Here is a 20,432-nt window from a genome sequence, read left to right as displayed (position 1 = left end):
AGACGGTGGACATTCTCGTCGAACTGGGCAAGCGCCGGATGGTGGGCGGCCAGGAAGACATGATCGTCGATGTGGCGCTCGATCTGAAAAAGCGCCAGGAAGCATTGCAGTCCTGATCAAGCGCGCCGCGCATCGCCTTCGGGTGGTGCGCGGCGTTGCCACTTATAGCCGCCGAAAAGAGCGGCTCGTATACATACCTATGGAGACTTTATGACGTCGCGAAACAGTAGTGCTGGAGGCAGTGCAACGAGCGGCAAGGCAACGATCGCCCTGTGTCTGGCGATTGCGCTGCTCGAAGGGTTGGACCTGCAATCGGCGGGTGTGGCCGGTCCGCGCATGGCGAAGGAGTTTCACCTGGCCGTGCAGCAAATGGGCTGGGCGTTCAGCGCGGGCGCCATCGGCCTGTTGCCGGGCGCGGCACTGGGCGGGCGGCTTGCGGACCGCTTGGGCCGCAAGCGCGTGCTCATGTGGTCGGTTGCGCTGTTCGGGCTTTTCTCGCTCGCCACGACGATGGTGTGGAACTTCGAAAGCCTGCTGGTCGCGCGTCTGCTCACGGGCCTCGGTCTCGGTGCCGCCATGCCGAACCTGATCGCGCTGTGCTCGGAGGCCGCGGGCGCGCAGCAGCGCAGCACGGCGGTGGGCGCGATGTACTGCGGCATGCCGTTCGGCGCGGCCGTCGCGGCCGTGATCGGCATGCTCGGCACGGGCGACGCGAGCTGGCGTCATGTGTTTTATGTGGGCGGTCTCGGGCCGATCGTGATGGTGCCGCTGCTCGGCCTGTTCCTGCGCGAGTCGCAGCAGTTCGTGGCGGCGCAGGCATCGAAGGTCGCGAAGGCCGGCACGCCGGGCGTGGCCGAAGCGCTTTGGCGTCATGGCCGCGCGCGCACGACCATTGCGCTGTGGATCAGCTATCTCGGCACGCTGGTCGTGCTGTACTTCCTGATGAACTGGCTGCCTTCGATGGTGCTCGCACGCGGTCTCTCGCGCGTGCAGTCCAACTTCGTGCTGATGATGTTCAACATCGGCGGCGGTGTGGGCGCAATCGCGATCGCGGCGATCATGGATCGCTTCGGCCGTCGCGGCACGGTGATCGGCATGTATGTGGGCATCGTGGCGGCGCTCGCCGTGCTCGCGAGCGCGAGCGGCGCGAACTCCACGGCGGTGGGCGGCCTGCTGTGCGGCTTCTTCATTGTGGGCGGCCAATCGGTGCTTTACGCACTCGCGGGCCATGCGTACCCCACCGAAGTGCGCGGCACGGGGGTGGGCGCGGCGGTGGCCGTGGGGCGTCTCGGTTCGATTCTCGGGCCGCTCGTGGCGGGTCAGCTTTTCGCGCTCGGCCAGAGCCCCTCGATGCTGGTGGGCGCGAGCATTCCGCTCGTTGTGATCGCGGCGCTCGCCGCGCTCAGCGTAGTGGGCGCGTTCAGGCAGCGCGGCTCGCTCGGCGCGCAGGGCGCATGATATTGACGGGGAGAAGGCGCAGGCCTTCTCCGGCATTTAATTCGTTTTAAGGGATGGTCATCATGACTGGTACGGCACAGGCAATCACGGAAGCTTCGACGAGCAAGTTCGCGCGCGTGAAGGACGGCGAAGTCGAGTTCCAGATTCACTACAACGACGCGGGCGCAGGCGCCGAAACCGTCGTGATGCTGCACGGCTCGGGGCCGGGCGCGAGCGGTTGGGCCAACTTCAACCGCAACGTCGAGCCGCTCGTCGCAGCCGGTTATCGCGTGATCCTGATGGACTGCCCCGGCTGGAGCAAGAGCGATCCGGTCGTCTGCACGAGTTCGCGCTCCGACCTGAACGGCCGGGTGCTCAAGGGCTTGCTCGACGCAATCGGCATCGAGCGCGTGCATATTCTCGGCAACTCGATGGGCGGCCACAGCGCCGTGGCGTTCGCGCTCGCGAACCCGCAACGCGTGGGCAAGCTCGTGCTGATGGGCGGCGGCACCGGCGGCCCGAGCAGCTTCATGCCGATGCCCACCGAAGGCATCAAGCTGCTGCAAGGTCTCTATCGCGATCCGACGATTGAAAACCTCAAGCGCATGATGAACGTGTTCGTGTACGACGCGAGCGCGCTCACTGACGAGCTGATGCAAACGCGCCTTGAAAACATGCTCGCGCGCCGCGACCACCTGGAAAACTTCGTGAAGAGCCTCGCGGCGTTCCCGAAGCAGTTCAGCGACTACGGTCCGCGCCTTGGCGAGATCGCCGCGCCCACGCTCGTGATCTGGGGACGCGACGACCGCTTCGTGCCGATGGATACCGGCCTGCGCCTGCTGGCAGGCATGCAGAACGCCCAACTGCACGTGTTCAACCGTTGCGGCCACTGGGCGCAATGGGAACATGCGGAAGCGTTCAACCGCATGGTCATCGATTTCCTGACGCACTAACGCACGGGCGAAGACCAGGCGGCAGCGCGCCGCTTCATGCCACGCACGTCGATGCGGCGCACCGTGAGGTGCGCCGCATTATTTTTTGGCGAGCGAATCGAGGCGCGCGAGCCGTGCCGCGAAGGCGGCTTCGTCACGCGCCTTGAGCCTTTCCAGGTCGGCCAGCACCCGTTCGAAGCGCGAGTCTTCGGTTTCGTGCTTGATGGCTTCGATCTTCTCTTTCATCTCCAGAAAGCACTTGATCGCCGTGGCCGATTTGTCCACGCCGGTTTGGTCGATCAGGAAGGCGAGCGCTTCCGAAATGCGGCCCAGTTGCCGCCCGTAACTCTCTTCGCTGACGATAGCGCGCTCCGCCGCCGGATTGCTCGAATTGCTCTCGTTGATCACGAGCCCCGTGAACGACCACGGCAGGATCGACTGGTCGAGCGACTGGGGCGCGGCGTCGATCGAGAGCGCTGAACGTAGCGCGGGCATCCAGTAGTTCCACGGTTGCCAGAAATTGGCGGAAAGCGTGGAAGCGGTGGAAGGGCCAGAAGCGGTCATGACGATCTCCTCGGCTGAGCGGCCCGATCGGCGGGTCGCTGCTTAACGTAAGCAATCTTAAGCAATCGAATGGCGCGTGCGGCATTGGCGATTGCGTCATTGTAGGTTGAGTACGTGCGAACAAAAAAATAAGGTGTTCGAAATAATTGACGGACGAAGTTCGCAAACCGGTTTCGTGTGACAAATCGGTGACGTGGCAGACCTTGCGTGGCTAACCGCGTGCCCGTGGGGTGCACCCCTAAGGGAAACCCGTATTAACGTAAAGCGAATAGATTCGCTATTGACAAATTATCCGGGGCCAACCTATGATCGGGCCACTGCCTGGAAACTCGCCTTGCCGCGAGCGTTTCAGGCGAACCGCGCAAGGCGCGCAAGACGCCGCGTATCAACGGTCTGCCCGGATCTGCCCGGTGCGCCGGAGTCATGTTTGGAGACAGGCTGATGCCTCAATCGATCGCCCCGGACCGTGGGTCCGAAGCTGCGCGCGCGTACGCCGCGCCCGCCCACACGCTTTCCCCGTCGGACGCCCAGGACGACGCGCTCTACAGCAAGGTGTCGGCGCACGTGATTCCGTTTCTGTTCATCTGCTACGTCGTGTCGTTTCTCGATCGCATCAACATCGGTTTCGCGCAGTTGCAGATGAAGCACGATCTCGGCTTCAGCGACGCGATGTACGGCCTCGGCGCCGCCGTGTTCTACGTGGGCTACGTGCTCTGCGAAGTGCCCAGCAACATGCTGCTCGCCCGCTTTGGCGCGCGCCGCACGTTCACGCGCATCATGCTGCTGTGGGGCATTGCTTCCACCTGCATGATGTTCGTCTCGAGCCCCACGCAGTTCTATGCGCTGCGCTTCCTGCTGGGCGTGTTCGAGGCGGGCTTCTTTCCGGGCATCGTGCTCTATCTCACGTACTGGTATCCGGCGCGCCGCCGCGCCGCCGTATTCTCGATCTTCTTCGCGGGCGTGGCGGTGGCGGGCGTGCTGGGCGGCCTCATCTCGGGCTGGATCATGCGCGATCTGGCCGGCGTGATGGGTCTGGCCGGCTGGCGCTGGATGTTCGCGATCGAAGGTGTTCCCGCCGTGGTGCTCGGGCTGATGGCGGCCTTCTGGCTCGTGGACGGCCCCGAGAAGGCGAAGTGGCTCAACGACGCGGAAAGGGCCCACCTCATCGCGCAGCGCGACGGCGAGCAGTCGCACGCCCATTCCACGCGTTCGTTCGGCGCGGCGCTGCGCAATCCGCGTGTGTATCTGTTCGCGTTCATCTACTTCTCGCTGACTTGCGCGTCGCTCACGCTGAACTTCTGGATGCCGCTCATGATTCGCGACTTCGGCGTGCATGACGTGTTGTGGATCAGCCTTTACACGGTGATTCCGAATGCGGTGGGCGCGGTGGGCCTCATGTGGATCGCACGCCGCTCGGACCGGCGCGCCGAACGGCGCTGGCACTTCGCGGCCTGCACGATGGGCGGCGGCATTGCGTTGGCGCTGCTCACGCTGCACCTGGCGAGCTTCGCCGCGATGATGGCGATACTTTCGGTGGCGGCGGTGCTGATCTTCGCCGCGCTGCCGATCTTCTGGGCGGTGCCTTCTGCGTATCTGTCGGGCAAGGCCGCCGCCGCGGGTATCGCGCTCATCAGCAGCATCGGCATTACGAGCGGCATTGTCAGTCCGTGGGCGATCGGCCTCATCAAGACGCATACGGGCAGCATGGACAACGCGCTGTATCTGCTGGCCGCGTTGCTGGTGGCGAGCGGCGCAGCGCTGGTGCTGGGCGTGCCTGCGCCGAAGAAGGTCGCACACTAAGGCCACGCGCCCCGCGACGCGATGAAAGGCGGAGCGGGGCGCCTGGTGTTTCAATGGACCGGATTGGCGAATGCTGACGGCCCGTCACTTTCGTCATTCGTTTCATCAACCCGATGAGTCTCCGCTCACATAGCGGGCGTCTGCGGTTCGCGACATCAGCGAATCGACACTTCACACTACTCGCCGCGCACGATCCGCGTGCCATGGCGCAGCCCCTGACTTGCTCGTTTTCGCCTGCGCGAAGCATTACCTGATCGAGAATTTTTGAGACGCTGGTCTAATTGCGGCAAGCGTTGGCTTTGCCGCATAGGACGCGTCATCTGACGACCGCAAGCTGGCACGAAAAGATCAAGCACTCACAGGGAGCGGGTCCAGATCATGGCAGTGCAGCTAAGAATCCCATTCTTTTCCATCGGCGATCAAGTCTCGGTAACGGCTATTCCCGAGGCTTACTACGCACAAAAAGGCGAGCGCCTGTTTTATTCCGATGAGCGCATGTGGGTGTTCAAACACAATCCCTACATCGATTTCAGGTCTGCGGCTCAGGGCGATACGGAAGTCATGGTGATACCCGATGCGCGCGATGAAAAGCATGCACGGCGCTACGAGAAGCAATACAACAGCGACACTTTCGGCTCACAAACCGAGTACATATTGCATCAGCTCGGACTCAAAGGCGGGGCATGCCGGCATCCTCGGCTGTACATCCACGAAGAGGTCCATATCGTCCCTCACAAGGTGGTCGTTCATACCACTGGCTCTGACCGCGCCCTGACTGGCGAAGCGCCTATCCGCTATCAGTTTGGCGAGGACGAAGTGCGGGTCATGAGTGACGACGTCATTGCCGCAATCCGCAGAAATTACAGGAACTGGCTAGTCGTGCAAATCGGCTCAAAGAGCGACAAACCGCTTGAAGGGCGAAATGTGATTGATTTGCGCGGCAAGCTGGATTTATGGGAATCGGCTGCGGAAATCGCCACGGCGTCGAGATTTATTGGCGTGAATTCCGGACCCATGCATATTGCCAATTGCTACCCGCGAGTGGCGAAACGCATCGTGCTCATGGAATTCAGTCGTAGCTATCTCGCGCATGAAGGCGACTGGCCATTTCCCTGGCGCGCCGGTTGTACGCGTAACTTTTTGACCGCCTGGCTGGATCCGGAGAACACGTATTTCAACCGGTTTGATGTGGACTGCGGCTCCTCGTTTTCGTATTTGAAAGTGTAAAGCATGAAACTCGTGTCATCGTCGATCCAGCACGCGCAGTCACTCGCAGACAACGCCAATCGCGCCTACAACGCGGGTCAATATGAAACCGCATTGACGTTTGCCGAGAAGGCCATTGCTGCGAATCCGCGCAACAGCGACGCGTTGCATCTGCGCGGCCTGATCGCACTCGCACTGGGCGCGCCGGCGGACGCACAAGCATGGCTCACGCGCGCCGTGCAGTTGCAGCCCCACCCCGCGTACTGCAACAGCCTGTGCGTCACGCAAACGCGTCTGCGTGACTACGCAGCGGCGGCCGAAACGGCGCGCCTGGGTTTGCGGCGCGCGCGCGAGCGCTTTCCGGCGTCCGACACGACGCTGCTCTGGTACAACCTGGGTGTCGTTCTGCAACTCGACGACCAGCCCGCGGAGGCTGCGCAAAGCTACCGGCAGGCCATCGCGCGTCAGCCAGGTCACGGGGCGGCGCATAACAATCTCGGCACGGTTTCGAAGGACATGGGCGAACTCGCCACGGCCATTGCCCATTTCGAGCGCGCCATCGCGCTCGACGAGCGCAATGTCGAAGCGCGCAGCAACCTTGGGCACGCTCTGCTGGCGGCGGGCCATTATGCGGAAGGCTGGCCGTATTTCGAGCATCGTTGGGCCAGCAACCAGATTGGCGACAGGCCGGCGGAGAAGGGTGCGCCGGTCTTGCCGATTCCGCTTTGGCGAGGCGGCCCGCTCGGCGGCGCGCGGCGCTTGCTGGTGCTGCACGAACAAGGCTTCGGCGACGCGCTGCAATTTTGCCGCTACCTACCTATGGCGCTCGCGCACGGCGCTTGCGTTGGCTACGTGTGTCCGAGGCCGCTGCGGCAACTGCTCGAACAGTCACTCTGCGCGCGCTGGCCCAATCTTGTGCTGCTCGATGACGTGCCATCCGATCTTTCCGGCTGGGACGGATATTGCACGCTGCTTTCGCTGCCGATGCTGCTTGGCACGCGGCTCGACAACATTCCCGCGCCGGTGCCTTACCTGTACGCCGAACCGCAACGCGCGCGCATGTGGGCCGAGCGCCTGGCCGGGCTTGGCAATGACGCGCGGCCACGCATCGGCGTCGTGTGGGCCGGTCACGCGGCGTTGACCGCGGATCGCCGGCGCAGCATCGCGCCGCAAGCGTTCGCGAAACTGCTCGCATGGCCCCGCGCGCACTGGATCAGCCTGCAAAAGGCCGATGCCGCAGCGAAGCCACTGCCGTCGGCCGGCCAGGCGCAGGTCGTTGACTGGATGGACGAGGTTGGCGACTTCGCCGCGACGGCCGCATTGATTGACGGGCTCGATCTCGTCATTTCGGTCGATACGTCGGTGGCGCATCTTGCCGCGGCAATGGGTAAGCGTGTATGGCTGCTCAACCGCTTCGCGGGTTGCTGGCGTTGGCTGCGCAACCGTGACGACAGCCCCTGGTATCCCGGCCTGCGCCTTTTCACGCAAACGGAGCGCGGCAACTGGAGCGAAGTGCTCGACCGCGTGACCGATGCGCTCGAAGCGCTTTATCCGCCCAGGGTCTGACGCGTTCGATCGTTGCGGCGCGCGCGGCGAGCGTTTCCAGGTTTCAGCGCGCGGCGTCGGGGGCGGCAAGCTCCTGTAGCAGCCAGTCGCGAAACGCGATCAGCACGGGGTGGCGCTGCGCGCGCTCCGGATACACCAGATAGTACGAGCGCGAGCTCGCCACGGCTTCGAAGGGGCTCAGCAGCCGCTTTTCCCTGAGTTCGTCTTCCACGAGCATGCGCGGGACGAGCCCCACGCCTATACCCGCCACGACCGCCTGGATCAGATGCGAGGTCAGCTCGAAGCTCGGGCCGGGCCGCAGCGCGTCGTGCGGCAGACCGGAATGCGCGCACCATTCGCGCCATGCGTCGGGAAAACTGCGCACGCGCAGCAGCGTGAGACCTTCGAGGGCCTTGATCGTCGGGACGGCGCCGCGCTTCGACTTTCGCGCGAACGGCAGCGTGGCGGGGTTTCCCACCAGCACCAGTTCTTCCGCGTAGAGGCGGTGCGCGATCACATCCGGCCAGCGCCCGTCGCCCACCACAATGGCCGCGTCGAGGTCCTGGGTCGCGAAGTCGGCGGCCCCGATGCGCGAATCGAGGTCGATCTGTAGGTCGGGATGCGCCTGATAAAAGCGGTGCAGGCGCGGCAACAGCCACTTCGCGCCGAACGTGGGCAAGGTCGCGACGCGCAACTGCGTTTTCGGCGCGTTCGCTGTGAGCGCCTGCAATGTCGCGGTGCGGATCAGCGTGAGCGCCTGTGCAATCTCCGTCATATAGGCGCGGCCGATGTCGGTCGGCACGATGCGCTTGCCCTCGCGCGTGAAAAGTTCGAGGTTAAGCATGGCTTCGAGCGCCTGCACCTGGCGGCTCACGGCGCTTTGCGTGAGCGAGAGCTCTTGCGCGGCCCGCGTGAAGCTCTCATGGCGCGCGGACGCTTCGAATGCGAGCAGCAGCGACATCGAGGGCGTCAGCTTACGATAATTCATTCATAAACCTCATGATCAATCCAACAAACATACGTTTGTCCGGCGCCGGTTCGGACGCGACAATGATCGGTCAGAAAAGGCGCAACACGCCCTGCACGAGACTTCGAGAGCAATATGACCATAGCCAGGCTTCCCATCGGCGAAACCCACGAGCGACCGATCCGTCAATTTTTGCATGAATTGAAGGCGTCGGGTTTCGAGGGCGAGGTGGATACGAGCCACGCCACGCGCACCGTGCTGGCCACCGACAATTCGATCTACCAGCGCTATCCGCGCGCGGCCGTGTTTCCCCGCCATGCGAGGGACGTGCAACGCATCGCGAGCCTGCTCGGGCGCGAGGCATTTCGCGGCGTGGTCGTGACGGCGCGCGGCGGTGGCACGGGCACCAATGGCCAGTCGCTCACCGAAGGCATCGTGGTCGACATGTCGCGGCACATGAACCGCATCCTCGACATCGATCCTGTTGCGCGCACGGCGAGGGTCGAAGCGGGTGTCGTCAAGGACCAGCTCAATGCGGCGCTGAAGCCGCACGGTCTTTTCTTCGCGCCGGAGCTCTCCACATCGAATCGCGCGACCATCGGCGGCATGATCAGCACGGACGCGAGCGGGCAGGGCAGTTGCACCTACGGCAAAACGCGCGACCATGTGCTCGCGCTCGAAACAATGCTGTTGGGCGGCGAGTGTTTGTCGAGCGCGCCGGTCGATAGCGCGGCGCTCACATCGCTTTGCGCGCGCAATGACAAGGTGGGCGAGGTGTTGCGCACCGCGCGCGAGATCAGCGAGCGCGAGGCCGACCTCATACGCGAGCGCTTTCCCAATCTGAACCGCTGCTTGACGGGCTACGATCTCGCGCACCTGCGCGAGCGCGACGGCCGGTTCGACATCAACAGCGTGTTGTGCGGCTCGGAAGGCACGCTCGGCCTGATCGTGGAGGCGACGCTGAATGTGCTGCCGGTTCCGAAGCACGCCGCGCTCGTCAATATTCGCTACGAGGGTTTCATGGATGCGCTGCGCGACGCGCAGGCGTTGATGGCCCACCGTCCGCTCTCGATCGAAACGGTCGACTCGACCGTGCTGCGCCTCGCGCGCGAGGACATCGTCTGGCAAAGCGTGGCCGCGTATTTCGCGGACGACGAGGGCGTGGAAGGCGGCGCGAGCGGCATCAACATGGTGGAGTTCAGCGGCGACGATGCGAGCGAAGTGCGCGCACGCGTGGCGGCGTTCACGGAGCATCTGCGCTCGGACGCGAGCGTGAAGCGTCTCGGCCACACGATCGCCGATGGCGAAGCGGCGATCAATCGCGTCTACGCCATGCGCAAGCGCGCCGTGGGGCTGCTTGGCAACGTGCGCGGCGCGAGCCGCCCGCAGCCTTTCGTGGAAGACACGGCGGTGCCGCCTGAAAATCTGGCCGACTATATCGCGGAGTTCCGCGCGCTGCTCGACGGTTTCGGGCTGCGCTACGGCATGTTCGGGCACGTGGATGCGGGCGTGCTGCACGTGCGCCCCGCGCTCGACATGCGCAATCCCGCCGAGGCCGCGCTGGTGCGCCCGATTTCCGACGCGGTGACCGCGCTGACGATCAAGTACGGCGGCCTGCTGTGGGGCGAGCATGGCAAGGGCGTGCGCTCCGAGTACGTGCCTGCGTATTTCGGCCCCTTGTATCCGGCGCTGCAACGGCTCAAGGCGGCGTTCGACCCGCACAATCAACTGAACCCCGGCAAGATCGCCACGCCCGCGGGCGCGAGCGCGCCGCTGCTGAAGATCGATGCAACGCCGCTGCGTGGCGAGTGGGATCGCCGCATCGACGAGCGGGTCTGGCAGGCCAACGCCGACGCCGTCCACTGCAACGGCAACGGCGCCTGCTACAACTTCGACCCGGACGACGCCATGTGCCCCTCGTGGAAGGCCACGCGCGAGCGCGTGCATTCGCCGAAGGGGCGGGCGTCGCTCATGCGCGAATGGTTGCGCATGCAACAGGATGCCGGAACGGATCTGACTGCCGCGCCGGCGGTTGCTGCGTGGCCGGTCCGCGTCGTCAACAGCGTGCGCAAACACCGGGGCGAAGAGGACTTCTCGCACGAAGTCTACGATGCCATGGCGGGTTGTCTCGCGTGCAAGTCCTGCGCGGGACAATGCCCTGTGAAGGTGAGCGTGCCCGAGTTTCGCGCGCGCTTCCTGGCGCTTTATCACACGCGCTACTTGCGGCCCCTGCGTGACTATCTGATCGGTGCGCTCGAATTCACCGTGCCGCGCGTGGCGGCGGTGCCCACCGCACGCAGTCTTTACAACGCGCTGATGCGCTCACGCCCGGTGAAGTCGATGCTCGGGCGCGGGTTGGGGATCGTCGACAATCCGCTCTTGAGCACGGTTTCCTGGCGCGAGGTCTTGCGCAAATCGGGCGCGGAACTGGCGACAGCGGAACGGCTCGCCGCGCTTAGCGAAGCCGGGCGCGGGCGCAGCGTGATTGTCGTGCAGGACGCATTTACGCGTTACTTCGAAACGCCGGTTTTGGCTGCATTCATGGAACTCGCTGCGCGTCTTGGATTCAAGGTGTTCGTCGCGCCGTATCTTCCGAACGGCAAGCCGCTACATGTTCAAGGATTTCTGCCGCAGTTCCGGCGCGCGGCGAGCCGCAATGCTGCGCAACTCGCCGCGCTCGCCCGTACGGGCGTCCCGCTGGTTGGCGTGGACCCAGCTATGACACTCGTCTACCGTCAGGAGTACCGCAAGGTTGAGGGCATTGCAGCCATGCCAGAGGTGCGATTGCCGCAGGAGTGGCTGCTCGATGTGCTGCGCGAACGGGAAACGCACAAGCGCGGGGCGGCTACGTTTCGTCTGCTTGCGCATTGCACCGAGCGGACCAATGCGGGCGCCGCGGCGGGACTATGGAAGGACGTATTCGAGGCCGCGGGCCTTGTGCTCACAACGCCCGCCAGTGGTTGCTGCGGCATGTCGGGCACGTATGGCCACGAGGCGCGCAATCGCGGGACGTCAGAGACGATATTCGAGCAATCGTGGGCGCGGCATGTCGATGCGCAACCTGGCGACGGCGAATTGCTGGCCACGGGTTATTCGTGCCGTTGCCAGGTGAAGCGCTTGCGCGGGCGGCAATTGCGTCATCCGGTTCAGGCTTTGCTGGATGCGCTGGGCTGATATTCAGGAGTCTGAATCATTACACCAGGCTATCGCCCAGCCACTGCGCTCCAAACCACGCGCCCTGCGCCACGATGGACGACAACTGCTCCAGCACGAGCCGCCGGCCTTCCAGCACCGCAGCCGAGTGCGAGCGCGCCGTGTTTTCGCACAACGCCCAGGTGATATACATCCCGCGCACCGGCGCCCACGAAACATCCTGATCCGACATGGCGCTCACGGCGCAGCAGGGCGTGACCGTATGGGCTGAGCCCTCGCGCGCCAGATCGATGGAAAGATGCATCGCGTCGATCTCCACGATGCTCTTGAACGCGTAACCCTGCCTCGCCAGGGCGTGCTCGATTTGCGTGCGAATGACGTTCGGCTTTCCCGGCAGCGCCAGTTTCAGATTGTCCAGATGCGAGAGGGGAACGGGCTTTTCCGGCCTGAGCCTTGCGCGCTTGTTCGACACCAGCACGAGCGGTTCGCGCAGCAAGGCCGTGTGGCGATAGCCGGCGGGAGAGCCCCCCTCGAACGGAATGATAGCGAGATCGAGCATGCCCGAGTGCATGACTTCGCGCAGCGCGTGGCTCACGTCTTCGTGAACGCGCAGCGAAACGCCGGGATAGTGCGCGACGAGCGCCTGAACGTACTGCGCCGTGAACAGATGCCGCCAGGAGGGCGGAAAGCCCACGGAAAGCTGACCGGCGGCGCGGCTTCCCACCTGTTCGACGAGTATTTCCAGTTGCCGGAGGACGGGCCGCGCGCGCTCGTAAAGCAGCCGCCCGGCTTCGGTCGGCACGACGCCGCCCTTGGTGCGCGTGAAGAGTTTTACGCCGATCTGATGTTCGAGCAGTGCGATATGGCGCGAGAGGGCGGGCTGCGAGAGACGCAGGTCCGACGCCGCGCGATTGATGCTGCCAAGGTCGGCGACGCGCAGAAAGTACTCGATGAGTTGGGAGTCCATGGCGCCGATCTTATCCGAAAAATGGATAACGTCTATATCGAGCCAGCATTGGATGGATAACAATGCGCCCGTTACGATGCCCTGAAACACATTCAGGAGACGGAATCACGATGTCACAACGCAACCCAAACGCAGGCGCCGCGACGGCATTCGACACCGACGTGCTCGTCGTGGGCTCGGGGCCGATGGGCGCGACCACGGCGCTGGCGCTCGCCACTTACGGCGTGAAGGTGCATATGGTGTCGCGCTGGAACTGGCTGGCGGACACGCCGCGCGCGCACATCACCAACCAGCGCGCGATGGAGGTCTATCGCGATCTGCAAATCGAGGAAGAGGCGCATCGCTATGCCACGCCGTGGGAGCTGATGGGCGACTGTCTGTTCACAACGAGCCTGGCGGGCGAAGAACTCGTGCGGCTGCGCTCGTGGGGGACCGGCGACGCCCGCAAGAGCGACTATCTGCAAGGCAGCCCTTGCCCGCTGGTCGACCTGATCCAGCCGAACATCGAACCCATTCTCTTCAAGAGCGCCGCCGAGCGCGGCGCCACGTTTGCAACCAATACGGAGTACCAGGCATATGTTCAGGACGAGCAGGGCGTCACGGTCTCGCTGAAAGACCGGCTCACCGGCCGCGAATACACGCTGCGCGCGAAGTATCTCGTGGGCGCGGACGGCGCGCGCTCGCAGGTCGCGCAAGACATCGGCCTGCCGATTTCAGGCGAGATGGCGCGCGCCGGTACGCTCTACACGCTGTTCAACGCCGATCTCTCGGCCTACGTGGCGCACCGTCCGAGCATCCTGCACTGGATCGTCAGCCCGGACGCGAGTTTCGGGGAAATCGGCCTCGGGCTGCTGCGGGCCGTCAAACCGTGGACGCAATGGATAGCCGGATGGGGCTTCGACATTTCGAAGGGCGATCCGGACCAGAGCGATGAAACGGTGCTGCGCAAGATTCGCGTGCTGGTGGGCGACCCGAAACTCGACGTCGAAATCGTTCGCAAGTCGGTGTGGTACGTGAACCAGGCCTACGCCACCGAGTATTCGAGGGGCCGCGTGTTCTGCGGCGGGGACGCCGTGCATCGGCATCCTCCTTCGAGCGGCCTCGGTCTCAACACCTGTGTTCAGGACGCGTTCAATCTGGCGTGGAAGCTGGCGTTCGTGCTCAAGGGCTACGCGGGTGAGGCTCTTCTGGAATCGTATTCGGACGAGCGCGCGCCGGTCGGCAAGCAGATCGTCGAGCGGGCGAACCAATCGCGTCTCGACTATGCGCCGATCAGGCAAGTGTTCAGCGTGGAAGGCGCGGAGAATCCGGTTGCGGCGGGCATTGCCCGTTTCAAGGATCCCGGCGCGGCTGGCGCACAGGCGCGCAAGGATGTTCAGGCCGCGCTCGAACTGAAGAACCGCGAATTCAACGCGCAAGGTGTGGAGATGAACCAGCGCTACGCATCGGCGGCCGTGATGGCCGATGACGACGCGCGCCCCGAGCCGTGGCTACGCGACCCCGAACTCTACTTGCAGGCGACGACGCGGCCCGGTGCGAAGCTGCCGCACGCATGGCTGATCGACGCGCGTGGCAGGCGCATCTCGACGCTCGACGTCGTGGGGCGCGGCCAGTTCACGCTCGTCACCGGGCTTTCGGGCCAGGCGTGGGTCGAGGCGGCGGAGCAACTGGCGCGGCCTTGTCTGCGCACGGTCGTGATCGGCGAGCGCGAGAACCAGGACCCCTGGTGCGACTGGCAGCGCCTGCGCGAAATCGAAGAAGACGGCGTGCTGCTGGTTCGGCCCGACGGGTATGTGGCGTGGCGCCAACACTCCGGGGCTTCGAGCGTGACGGATGCGCGGCGGCTGCTGGAGCGTGCGCTCTCGCGCGTGCTCAATATAGGCGCCTAGTGGGCGCGTAGTGGGTGCACAGGCGACGCGGCACATTACCCATTGTGTGCGCAACAGTCTCTTCCAGAGCGGCCGCTGTTTGTCGTTGCGGCGCGGGTGATACATATACGCCCCGCGCCACACCTTTCAATTCGACAAACGACGTCCGGTAGCCGGGGTGCAAGCTGTCCGCGACGCGCATTACAAGAGACGCCGCAGTCATGCCACGCATTCACTTCTTCAGGCCTGCTAACGAACAAGGGCGCGAGGTCCACGGTTCTTCCGCTACTTCCCGTATTGCTGCGTGCACAGCGGCTCAACGCCACTGGCCGCGCCACGGCTTTGCGCTCATGCTGGCGACGGCGGCGCAGTTTGCGCATGCGCAAAGCTCGGTGCGGCTTTCCGGTCTCGTGGATCTGGGCATTGCCTACGTCAGCGACGCGGGCGGCGCGCAGGGACATGCAAGCGCATGGCAGGCAAAGAACGGCGACATCAACATCAGCCGCTGGACGCTCAGCGGGGAAGAGACGCTCAGCAGCGACACGAAGGCGATCTTCACGCTCACGAACGGTTTTAATGCGCTGACCGGCGCGGCCGCGCAGCAGGGGCGCTTGTTCGGCTTTCAGGCGTTCATGGGTCTTGCGTCGCAGCGCGCGGGGACGGTGACGCTCGGGCGTCAGTTCGATGCGGTCGTGCAATACGTCGAGCCGTTCGCGCTGGGCGGCACCGCCGACGGCGGCACGGCATTCGCACATCCCTACGACAACGACAATCTCGACAACTACACCCGCACCAATAACTCGATCAAATACGCGAGCCCCGATATTCACGGCGTGACATTCGGCGGCACTTACGGGTTTTCAAACAAGGCCGGTGCGTTTGCCGACAACCGCGAATACAGCATGGGCGCGGCGTACCACTATGGCGCGCTGCGCGTGGGCGCGGGGTATTTCCAGTTCAATCACGCCTCGAACGCGGCGGACGCCAATCTCGACGGCGCGGCGCCCGCCGGCGCGCCGTTCAACGCAGACCGCCAACGCACCTACGCGGCGGGCGGCAGCTATCAGTTCGAGAAGGTTCAGGTCGGTCTGGTGCTGAGCGAAACGCGCCTCGACAACGTCACGTCGATCAACAACGTGGCCGACGCCGCGATCGCCCTGCCGCACGACGATGTGCGTTTCACCAACGCGGAAATCAACGCGCGCTACTACTTTTCACCGCGCTGGCATATCGCGGCGTCTTACGTGTTCACCTACGGCCGCTTCGATACGCCGACCGGCGTGCATTATCCAAAGTGGCATCAGATCAATGTGCTGAACGTGTATTCGTTGTCGCCGCGCACGGACCTTTATGGCGAGGTGCTTTATCAGCGTGCCAACCAGCTTGAGGGCACGGGCATTCAAGGCGCGCAGATTTCCAACTTCTCGCGCGCCTCGGGTGCGAACCAGTTCGTTGCGGCTGTGGGGCTTCGCCACCGCTTCTAGGCGCTCAAACGATTCCGGTCGAATAGTAGACGGCGATCACGAAGAAGACGGCCAGCGTCTTGATGACCGTCACCGCGAAGATGTCGCGATACGACTCGCGGTGCGTGAGCCCCGTCACCGCGAGCAGCGTGATGACCGCGCCGTTGTGCGGCAGCGTGTCCATGCCGCCGCTCGCCATCGCCACCACGCGGTGCAGCACTTCGAGCGGAATATGCGCGGCCTGCGCGCTCTTGATGAAGAGATCGGACATGGCCGCGAGCGCGATGCTCATGCCGCCCGAAGCCGAGCCGGTGATGCCCGCGAGGGCGCTCACCGAAACGGCGGCGTTGACGAGCGGATTCGGAATGCTCTTGAGCGCGTCGCTCACCACGATGAAGCCGGGCAGCGCCGCGATCACGCCGCCGAAGCCATATTCCGAGGCGGTATTCATCGAAGCGAGCAGCGCGCCGGCCACGGCCGCCTTCGTGCCGGTCGCGAAGCGGTCCTTCACCCGGCCGAACGCCGTCACGATCACGAGCACGATGCCGAGCAGCAGCGCGCCCTGCACCGACCAGATCGCCACGACCTGCTTGACCGTGGCCGTCACCGGGGCATGAATGCCGGGCAGCACGTCGGGCGCGACGGTCACGGTGTCGCCGTACCAGAGCGGAATCCAGCGCGTGAGGAAGAAGTTCGCCACGCCCACCAGCACGAGCGGGGCGATGGCGAGCGCCGGGTGCGGCAAGTGGTCGGTCTTGACGTGCTCGGGCTCGTTCACGAGCGAAGTGCCGTAGCCTTCGCCTTTCGCCATGGCGCTGCGGCGGCGCCATTCGAGGTACGAAAGGCCGACCACGATGATGAAAACCGAGCCGATCACGCCGAGCGCGGGCGCGGCCCAGGCCGTGGTCTTGAAGAACGTGGTGGGAATGATGTTCTGGATCTGCGGCGTGCCGGGCAGCGAATCCATCGTGAACGAGAACGCGCCGAGCGCGATGGCGCCGGGCATGAGGCGCTTCGGAATGTTGCTCTGGCGATAGAGTTCGGCTGCGAACGGGTACACCGCGAACACCACGACGAAGAGCGACACGCCGCCGTACGTGAGCAGCGCGCACACGGCCACGATCACGGCGTTCGCGCGCGAGCGGCCGATGTAGCGGATCGCGGCATGCACGATCGCCTCGGAAAAGCCCGATAGCTCGATGACCTTGCCGAATACCGCGCCGAGCAGGAACACGGGAAAGTAGAGTTTCACGAAGCCCACCATCTTCTCCATGAAAATGCCGGAGAAAACCGGTGCGACGGCGGCGGGGTCGGTGAAGAGGACCGCGGCGAGCGCGGCAATGGGCGCGAAGAGAATCACGCTGTAGCCGCGGTAGGCGGCGAGCATGAGAAACGCGAGGGCGGCGAGAACGATAACAAACGACATGGAGTCTCCTGCGGATCGATCGTGTTGCGCGGCGAGGCGTGTTGTGAGATCTATGGCTCTCGGCGGCGCTTCCAGTGCGCTTTGATGCGGCTGGCAGCGGCCGTGCTGCGTCGCAGCGATTGTAGCGAAAGGCTGTGTCTCGTTATTGTCAACGTGTCCGCGCGATCCGACCGTTGCGGGAGAGAGGAGGCGGGCGAGGGAGAATACGATGGACGCAAACGGTTCGGCCGGGCGAGGCGCGTGGGCCACGGGAGGCGCGGTGCGGCGTGCGCTTGCGCTCGCTCGCGCAGGCGCTTTCGTGGCCTTTGCCGGCATTGCAGCGCCGGGCGCGGTAGCGCAGGCTCCGGCCGGGGCGGAACTCAGGAACTGGTACAACGACCCCTTCTTCGCGCTTTCCAGCGCGATACGCGACTGCCCGCTGCCGCTTGGCCCGCTGATGTCGAAAGCCGAAGCCGACGACGACGCCCACTATCGCGTGGAGCGCGGCACGACCTGCTGGCTCGCGCACAAATGCACGAAGCCGAATTCGTATCTCTACGATGCCGATATCGCGGCGGCCATTCGTCAACAACTGCAAGGCGACGCCATGTTGGCGGACACGAGCGTCTGGATCACCGTGCAGCGCCGCTTTGTCTACGCGGAAGGGTGCGTGAGCGCGGGTTTCGACAGCGCGGCGCTGGAGCGCAGGCTGGCCGCGATTGCGGACGTCGAGCAGGTGTTCGTGCGCGTGACGCCGGACCCGCGCGGCGCGCTGCCTTACAAAACCCGCGCGCAGCCCCTCGCACCCGCGCCTTGAGCGCGCTCGCGCGGCGCTCGCCGCGATGGCGCGCAGGGGGCTCGCGGCATGGCACAATCGCATCGTCGAAAAACTACAAAGCCCATCGGGGTGCTCCAATGACTCGTCCTGGTTCGTCGTTGTTCCGTTTGCGCAGGTTGCCGTTCGCGGCGGGCGCCTTGGCCCTGGTCGCGGCGCTTGCCGCATGCAGCAGCGGGCCGCCGCTGTTCCTCTCGGACGGCCGTCCGACGATCCAGGTTCAGTGCCCGGCCTCGGGTGACCGCGATTCGTGCGCGCAGCAGGCGCGTGCGCGTTGTGCCGGCGCCGGTTATGACACCGTCGCCACGTCCACCGACAACGGCAATTACACGCTCGTATTCGCCTGCCGCAAGGCCCAGTAAGCGCGGCCTGTCGGCCTGGGCGCCGCGGCGCTCAGCCTTCGGCGGCCGTGCCGATCGCCGTCCCTCTCGCCGGCAGATTCAGCAACAGGCGCAGCAGGTCCGGCTGGCGCCGGGTCGCCGTCTTCTGAAAGATCGATTGCAGTTGCTTGCGCACCGTGTCGTGCTGCACGCCCACGTGCGCCGCGATTTCCTTTTGCGTGAGCCCCTCCGCGAGCAAAAGCGCGATGCGGCATTCGGCCGGCGAGAGATCGAAGGCCGTGGCGAGCACCTGCTCGTCGACGGGCGGCGCCGAGCGCGGGTGATAGAAGGTCAGCGCCGCGAAGGCGCGCAACTCCGAAGCCGAGGCGTCCTCGGCCGTCACGACGTTATAGAACGCGTAGAGCACTTCATGCTGGCTTGCCGCGAGCTTCGCTGACGCCTGCGCGCCGGATTCTCCCGCCGCGTTCAGGTTCGCAATGGCGGCGACGTCAGCCGTCTCGGGCATGTCCGCGCCAACGATGCGCAACGCGCGATAGCGCGCCGCCGCCGTGCGCGCGCCGCTCGCCCGGTTGCGCAGCCGCGCCTCGCTCACGGCGATGTCCTCCAGCAGCCGCGCGTGGTGGGGCGCGGCGAGCGTGAGCCGCCGAGCGCGCACGCGTACGAGCGTGGTCGACTTCAGGAGCCGCTGCGCCGGCTCGTTACTGTGGAGCACTTCGCCCAGCGCGCTCACCAGCATGGCCGGCGGGCGCGAGCGGTTGGCGAGCGTGTCGGCGTTGAGCGTGAAGCGCCGCGTGTAGAGGCGCACCGCGCGCACGAGGTGCGGCGTGAGCCGCTCCAGCAGTTCGCGGCGCTCGCCCGGCAGCGGTCCGGTGTCGGTGCCGGCGCTACAGGCGAGCATGACCGTGAGGCCGTGCTGATCGACGAGCTTGCACAGCGCCACGCAGCGATGGCCCGCTTCGAGCGGGCAGAACGCGAGGCCGCCCGCACGGTCGTGCTGTGCGTCGTCCTGCGCGTTGTCCTGCGCATCGTCGAGTTCCACGCCGCAATGCAACCACTTGCCGGGCGGGAAGGCGCGCAGCCACGCAAGGCGCGCGTCGTCGCGATAGAGCGGGCGAATCCGCTCGAGCGGCTCCGCGCTCGAAAGCGCAAAGCCGTCGCTCCAGGAAAAGAGGTCGCGTTGCCGGTCGAAGGCAAACAAATGAACCGACGCCACGTCGATCGTTTCGCGTAATTGCGCGCAAAAATCCTTCCACGCGCAAGAATTATCGATTGTTTCGTAAATGGCATGCAGCAGGCGATCGTATTGTGATTCGTTTGTTTTCACGCCGTTCTCATTGTTCGAGTCGTAGACGGGCTATGCGCGAGCAAAATGCAGGCCGCATAGCGTTCCACAAATGAGGAATATACAGACGCAATAGCGCCCGTTAATCTGCGTTCCGTTATGGATGCGGATACAACCGTCAGCGTGGACGACCGGCGTCCCTGATTCCGTGCGGTAACCAACGGATGATTGGGCGCGCTCATCCTATTCTGCGTCTCACGTAACGAACAAAACGCAAAATCAGTGGCGGCTCACATTGAGTGCGGCCAGCTGGCACAAGGCCAATACGGCTCGATTATCCGCAGCGTGCGGAAAATCGCCGATGCGACGAAAGTGAGTGCGCGCTATTGCGTGCGCGCTCGATAAAATTTGTCATTACCGGGGGCAGCGATGAATCATCACCAACTCGAAAAGGACATCGAGCATCTCGAACACATCATTGCGCGGCTTTCAGGCCGCGATCGTATTCCACTTTCCTATTGGCGCGGCCGGCTCGACACGGTTTCGCACGCCAACCTGGTGCCATCCCAAATGTTGCGCGTAAAGCGGCTGAACGACGCGTTGCGCGCGCTCGAAAGCCGGCTGCAACACGAAGCGCTCCAGCAACGCGGCCGCTAGCGCCAACGTT

Annotated in this window: 16 protein-coding genes and 1 pseudogene; 12 read left to right on the top strand and 5 right to left on the bottom strand. The window is 64.6% G+C overall.

The window, feature by feature from the left end:
* From C7402_RS41265 to C7402_RS41255, 3 genes and pseudogenes are all read left to right on the top strand, one after another.
* A pseudogene (locus C7402_RS41265) lies at positions 1-116 on the top strand (4-hydroxy-2-oxovalerate aldolase); the annotation flags it as partial.
* A 94-nt stretch (positions 117-210) separates the two neighbouring features.
* On the top strand, positions 211-1,458 hold the full coding sequence (gene mhpT, locus C7402_RS41260) for a 3-(3-hydroxy-phenyl)propionate transporter MhpT (RefSeq protein WP_116614655.1): 1,248 nt from the start codon (positions 211-213) through the stop codon (positions 1,456-1,458).
* Between the two features lie 62 nt (positions 1,459-1,520).
* A complete protein-coding gene (locus tag C7402_RS41255) occupies positions 1,521-2,390 on the top strand; it encodes an alpha/beta fold hydrolase (protein ID WP_112177405.1) in 870 nt (289 codons plus the stop codon).
* Between the two features lie 78 nt (positions 2,391-2,468).
* On the opposite strand, the gene C7402_RS41250 is transcribed toward C7402_RS41255, so the two are convergent.
* Positions 2,469-2,933, bottom strand: a complete 465-nt coding sequence (locus tag C7402_RS41250; RefSeq protein WP_116614654.1) for a hypothetical protein — start codon at positions 2,931-2,933, stop codon at positions 2,469-2,471.
* A gap of 441 nt (positions 2,934-3,374) precedes the next feature.
* Here C7402_RS41250 and C7402_RS41245 point away from each other — a divergent pair, with 441 nt between their 5' ends.
* From C7402_RS41245 to C7402_RS41235, 3 genes are all read left to right on the top strand, one after another.
* The gene (locus C7402_RS41245) at positions 3,375-4,733 is read left to right on the top strand and encodes an MFS transporter (protein ID WP_116614653.1); all 1,359 of its coding nucleotides are present in this window, start codon (positions 3,375-3,377) and stop codon (positions 4,731-4,733) included.
* Positions 4,734-5,111: 378 nt separating this feature from the next.
* Positions 5,112-5,960, top strand: coding sequence for a glycosyltransferase family protein (locus tag C7402_RS41240; RefSeq protein WP_116614652.1), 849 nt, complete (start codon positions 5,112-5,114; stop codon positions 5,958-5,960).
* A gap of 3 nt (positions 5,961-5,963) precedes the next feature.
* Positions 5,964-7,505, top strand: a complete 1,542-nt coding sequence (locus tag C7402_RS41235) for a tetratricopeptide repeat protein (RefSeq protein WP_116614651.1) — start codon at positions 5,964-5,966, stop codon at positions 7,503-7,505.
* A gap of 43 nt (positions 7,506-7,548) precedes the next feature.
* Here C7402_RS41235 and C7402_RS41230 read toward each other — a convergent pair whose 3' ends face one another.
* Positions 7,549-8,472 carry a LysR substrate-binding domain-containing protein gene (locus C7402_RS41230; RefSeq protein WP_116614650.1) on the bottom strand — a complete coding sequence of 308 codons (924 nt, stop codon included), beginning with the start codon at positions 8,470-8,472 and terminating at the stop codon, positions 7,549-7,551.
* Positions 8,473-8,586: 114 nt separating this feature from the next.
* Between C7402_RS41230 and ydiJ the strand changes: the two genes are divergently transcribed.
* Positions 8,587-11,625: a D-2-hydroxyglutarate dehydrogenase YdiJ gene (gene ydiJ, locus C7402_RS41225; protein WP_116614649.1), complete on the top strand. Its 3,039-nt coding sequence runs from the start codon at positions 8,587-8,589 to the stop codon at positions 11,623-11,625.
* 19 nt (positions 11,626-11,644) lie between these two features.
* On the opposite strand, the gene C7402_RS41220 is transcribed toward ydiJ, so the two are convergent.
* The gene (locus tag C7402_RS41220; RefSeq protein WP_116614648.1) at positions 11,645-12,571 is read right to left on the bottom strand and encodes a LysR substrate-binding domain-containing protein; all 927 of its coding nucleotides are present in this window, start codon (positions 12,569-12,571) and stop codon (positions 11,645-11,647) included.
* A gap of 110 nt (positions 12,572-12,681) precedes the next feature.
* Between C7402_RS41220 and C7402_RS41215 the strand changes: the two genes are divergently transcribed.
* Both C7402_RS41215 and C7402_RS41210 read left to right on the top strand, forming a co-directional pair.
* A complete protein-coding gene (locus C7402_RS41215; RefSeq protein WP_116614647.1) occupies positions 12,682-14,460 on the top strand; it encodes an FAD-dependent oxidoreductase in 1,779 nt (592 codons plus the stop codon).
* Between the two features lie 329 nt (positions 14,461-14,789).
* Positions 14,790-15,923, top strand: coding sequence for a porin (locus C7402_RS41210; protein WP_116614646.1), 1,134 nt, complete (start codon positions 14,790-14,792; stop codon positions 15,921-15,923).
* A 4-nt stretch (positions 15,924-15,927) separates the two neighbouring features.
* Here C7402_RS41210 and C7402_RS41205 read toward each other — a convergent pair whose 3' ends face one another.
* Positions 15,928-17,328 carry a GntP family permease gene (locus C7402_RS41205; protein WP_112177384.1) on the bottom strand — a complete coding sequence of 467 codons (1,401 nt, stop codon included), beginning with the start codon at positions 17,326-17,328 and terminating at the stop codon, positions 15,928-15,930.
* A gap of 208 nt (positions 17,329-17,536) precedes the next feature.
* Here C7402_RS41205 and C7402_RS41200 point away from each other — a divergent pair, with 208 nt between their 5' ends.
* Both C7402_RS41200 and C7402_RS41195 read left to right on the top strand, forming a co-directional pair.
* Entirely contained in the window at positions 17,537-18,124 is a 588-nt protein-coding gene (locus C7402_RS41200) for a BON domain-containing protein (protein ID WP_116614645.1), read from the top strand.
* A 98-nt stretch (positions 18,125-18,222) separates the two neighbouring features.
* A complete protein-coding gene (locus C7402_RS41195; RefSeq protein WP_116614644.1) occupies positions 18,223-18,504 on the top strand; it encodes a hypothetical protein in 282 nt (93 codons plus the stop codon).
* 31 nt (positions 18,505-18,535) lie between these two features.
* On the opposite strand, the gene C7402_RS41190 is transcribed toward C7402_RS41195, so the two are convergent.
* The gene (locus C7402_RS41190; RefSeq protein ID WP_116614643.1) at positions 18,536-19,807 is read right to left on the bottom strand and encodes a helix-turn-helix transcriptional regulator; all 1,272 of its coding nucleotides are present in this window, start codon (positions 19,805-19,807) and stop codon (positions 18,536-18,538) included.
* A 387-nt stretch (positions 19,808-20,194) separates the two neighbouring features.
* Between C7402_RS41190 and C7402_RS41185 the strand changes: the two genes are divergently transcribed.
* Positions 20,195-20,422, top strand: coding sequence for a hypothetical protein (locus C7402_RS41185; RefSeq protein ID WP_112177381.1), 228 nt, complete (start codon positions 20,195-20,197; stop codon positions 20,420-20,422).
* Positions 20,423-20,432: the final 10 nt, after the last annotated feature.

Origin of the sequence: Paraburkholderia unamae (genome assembly GCF_003096875.1) — a bacterium.
Classification (GTDB): domain Bacteria; phylum Pseudomonadota; class Gammaproteobacteria; order Burkholderiales; family Burkholderiaceae; genus Paraburkholderia; species Paraburkholderia unamae.
This window is presented reverse-complemented; position numbering and strand designations above follow the sequence as displayed.

Excerpts from the sequence above, each read along its gene's own strand:
- C7402_RS41195 (WP_116614644.1), top strand. The coding sequence starts at position 18,223 with ATGACTCGTCCTGGTTCGTCGTTGTTCCGTTTGCGCAGGTTGCCGTTC.
- C7402_RS41220 (WP_116614648.1), bottom strand. The coding sequence starts at position 12,571 with ATGGACTCCCAACTCATCGAGTACTTTCTGCGCGTCGCCGACCTTGGC.
- C7402_RS41255 (WP_112177405.1), top strand. The coding sequence starts at position 1,521 with ATGACTGGTACGGCACAGGCAATCACGGAAGCTTCGACGAGCAAGTTC.
- C7402_RS41235 (WP_116614651.1), top strand. The coding sequence starts at position 5,964 with ATGAAACTCGTGTCATCGTCGATCCAGCACGCGCAGTCACTCGCAGAC.
- C7402_RS41230 (WP_116614650.1), bottom strand. The coding sequence starts at position 8,472 with ATGAATTATCGTAAGCTGACGCCCTCGATGTCGCTGCTGCTCGCATTC.
- C7402_RS41250 (WP_116614654.1), bottom strand. The coding sequence starts at position 2,933 with ATGACCGCTTCTGGCCCTTCCACCGCTTCCACGCTTTCCGCCAATTTC.
- ydiJ (WP_116614649.1), top strand. The coding sequence starts at position 8,587 with ATGACCATAGCCAGGCTTCCCATCGGCGAAACCCACGAGCGACCGATC.
- mhpT (WP_116614655.1), top strand. The coding sequence starts at position 211 with ATGACGTCGCGAAACAGTAGTGCTGGAGGCAGTGCAACGAGCGGCAAG.
- C7402_RS41200 (WP_116614645.1), top strand. The coding sequence starts at position 17,537 with ATGGACGCAAACGGTTCGGCCGGGCGAGGCGCGTGGGCCACGGGAGGC.
- C7402_RS41205 (WP_112177384.1), bottom strand. The coding sequence starts at position 17,328 with ATGTCGTTTGTTATCGTTCTCGCCGCCCTCGCGTTTCTCATGCTCGCC.
- C7402_RS41185 (WP_112177381.1), top strand. The coding sequence starts at position 20,195 with ATGAATCATCACCAACTCGAAAAGGACATCGAGCATCTCGAACACATC.
- C7402_RS41215 (WP_116614647.1), top strand. The coding sequence starts at position 12,682 with ATGTCACAACGCAACCCAAACGCAGGCGCCGCGACGGCATTCGACACC.
- C7402_RS41245 (WP_116614653.1), top strand. The coding sequence starts at position 3,375 with ATGCCTCAATCGATCGCCCCGGACCGTGGGTCCGAAGCTGCGCGCGCG.
- C7402_RS41210 (WP_116614646.1), top strand. The coding sequence starts at position 14,790 with ATGCTGGCGACGGCGGCGCAGTTTGCGCATGCGCAAAGCTCGGTGCGG.
- C7402_RS41240 (WP_116614652.1), top strand. The coding sequence starts at position 5,112 with ATGGCAGTGCAGCTAAGAATCCCATTCTTTTCCATCGGCGATCAAGTC.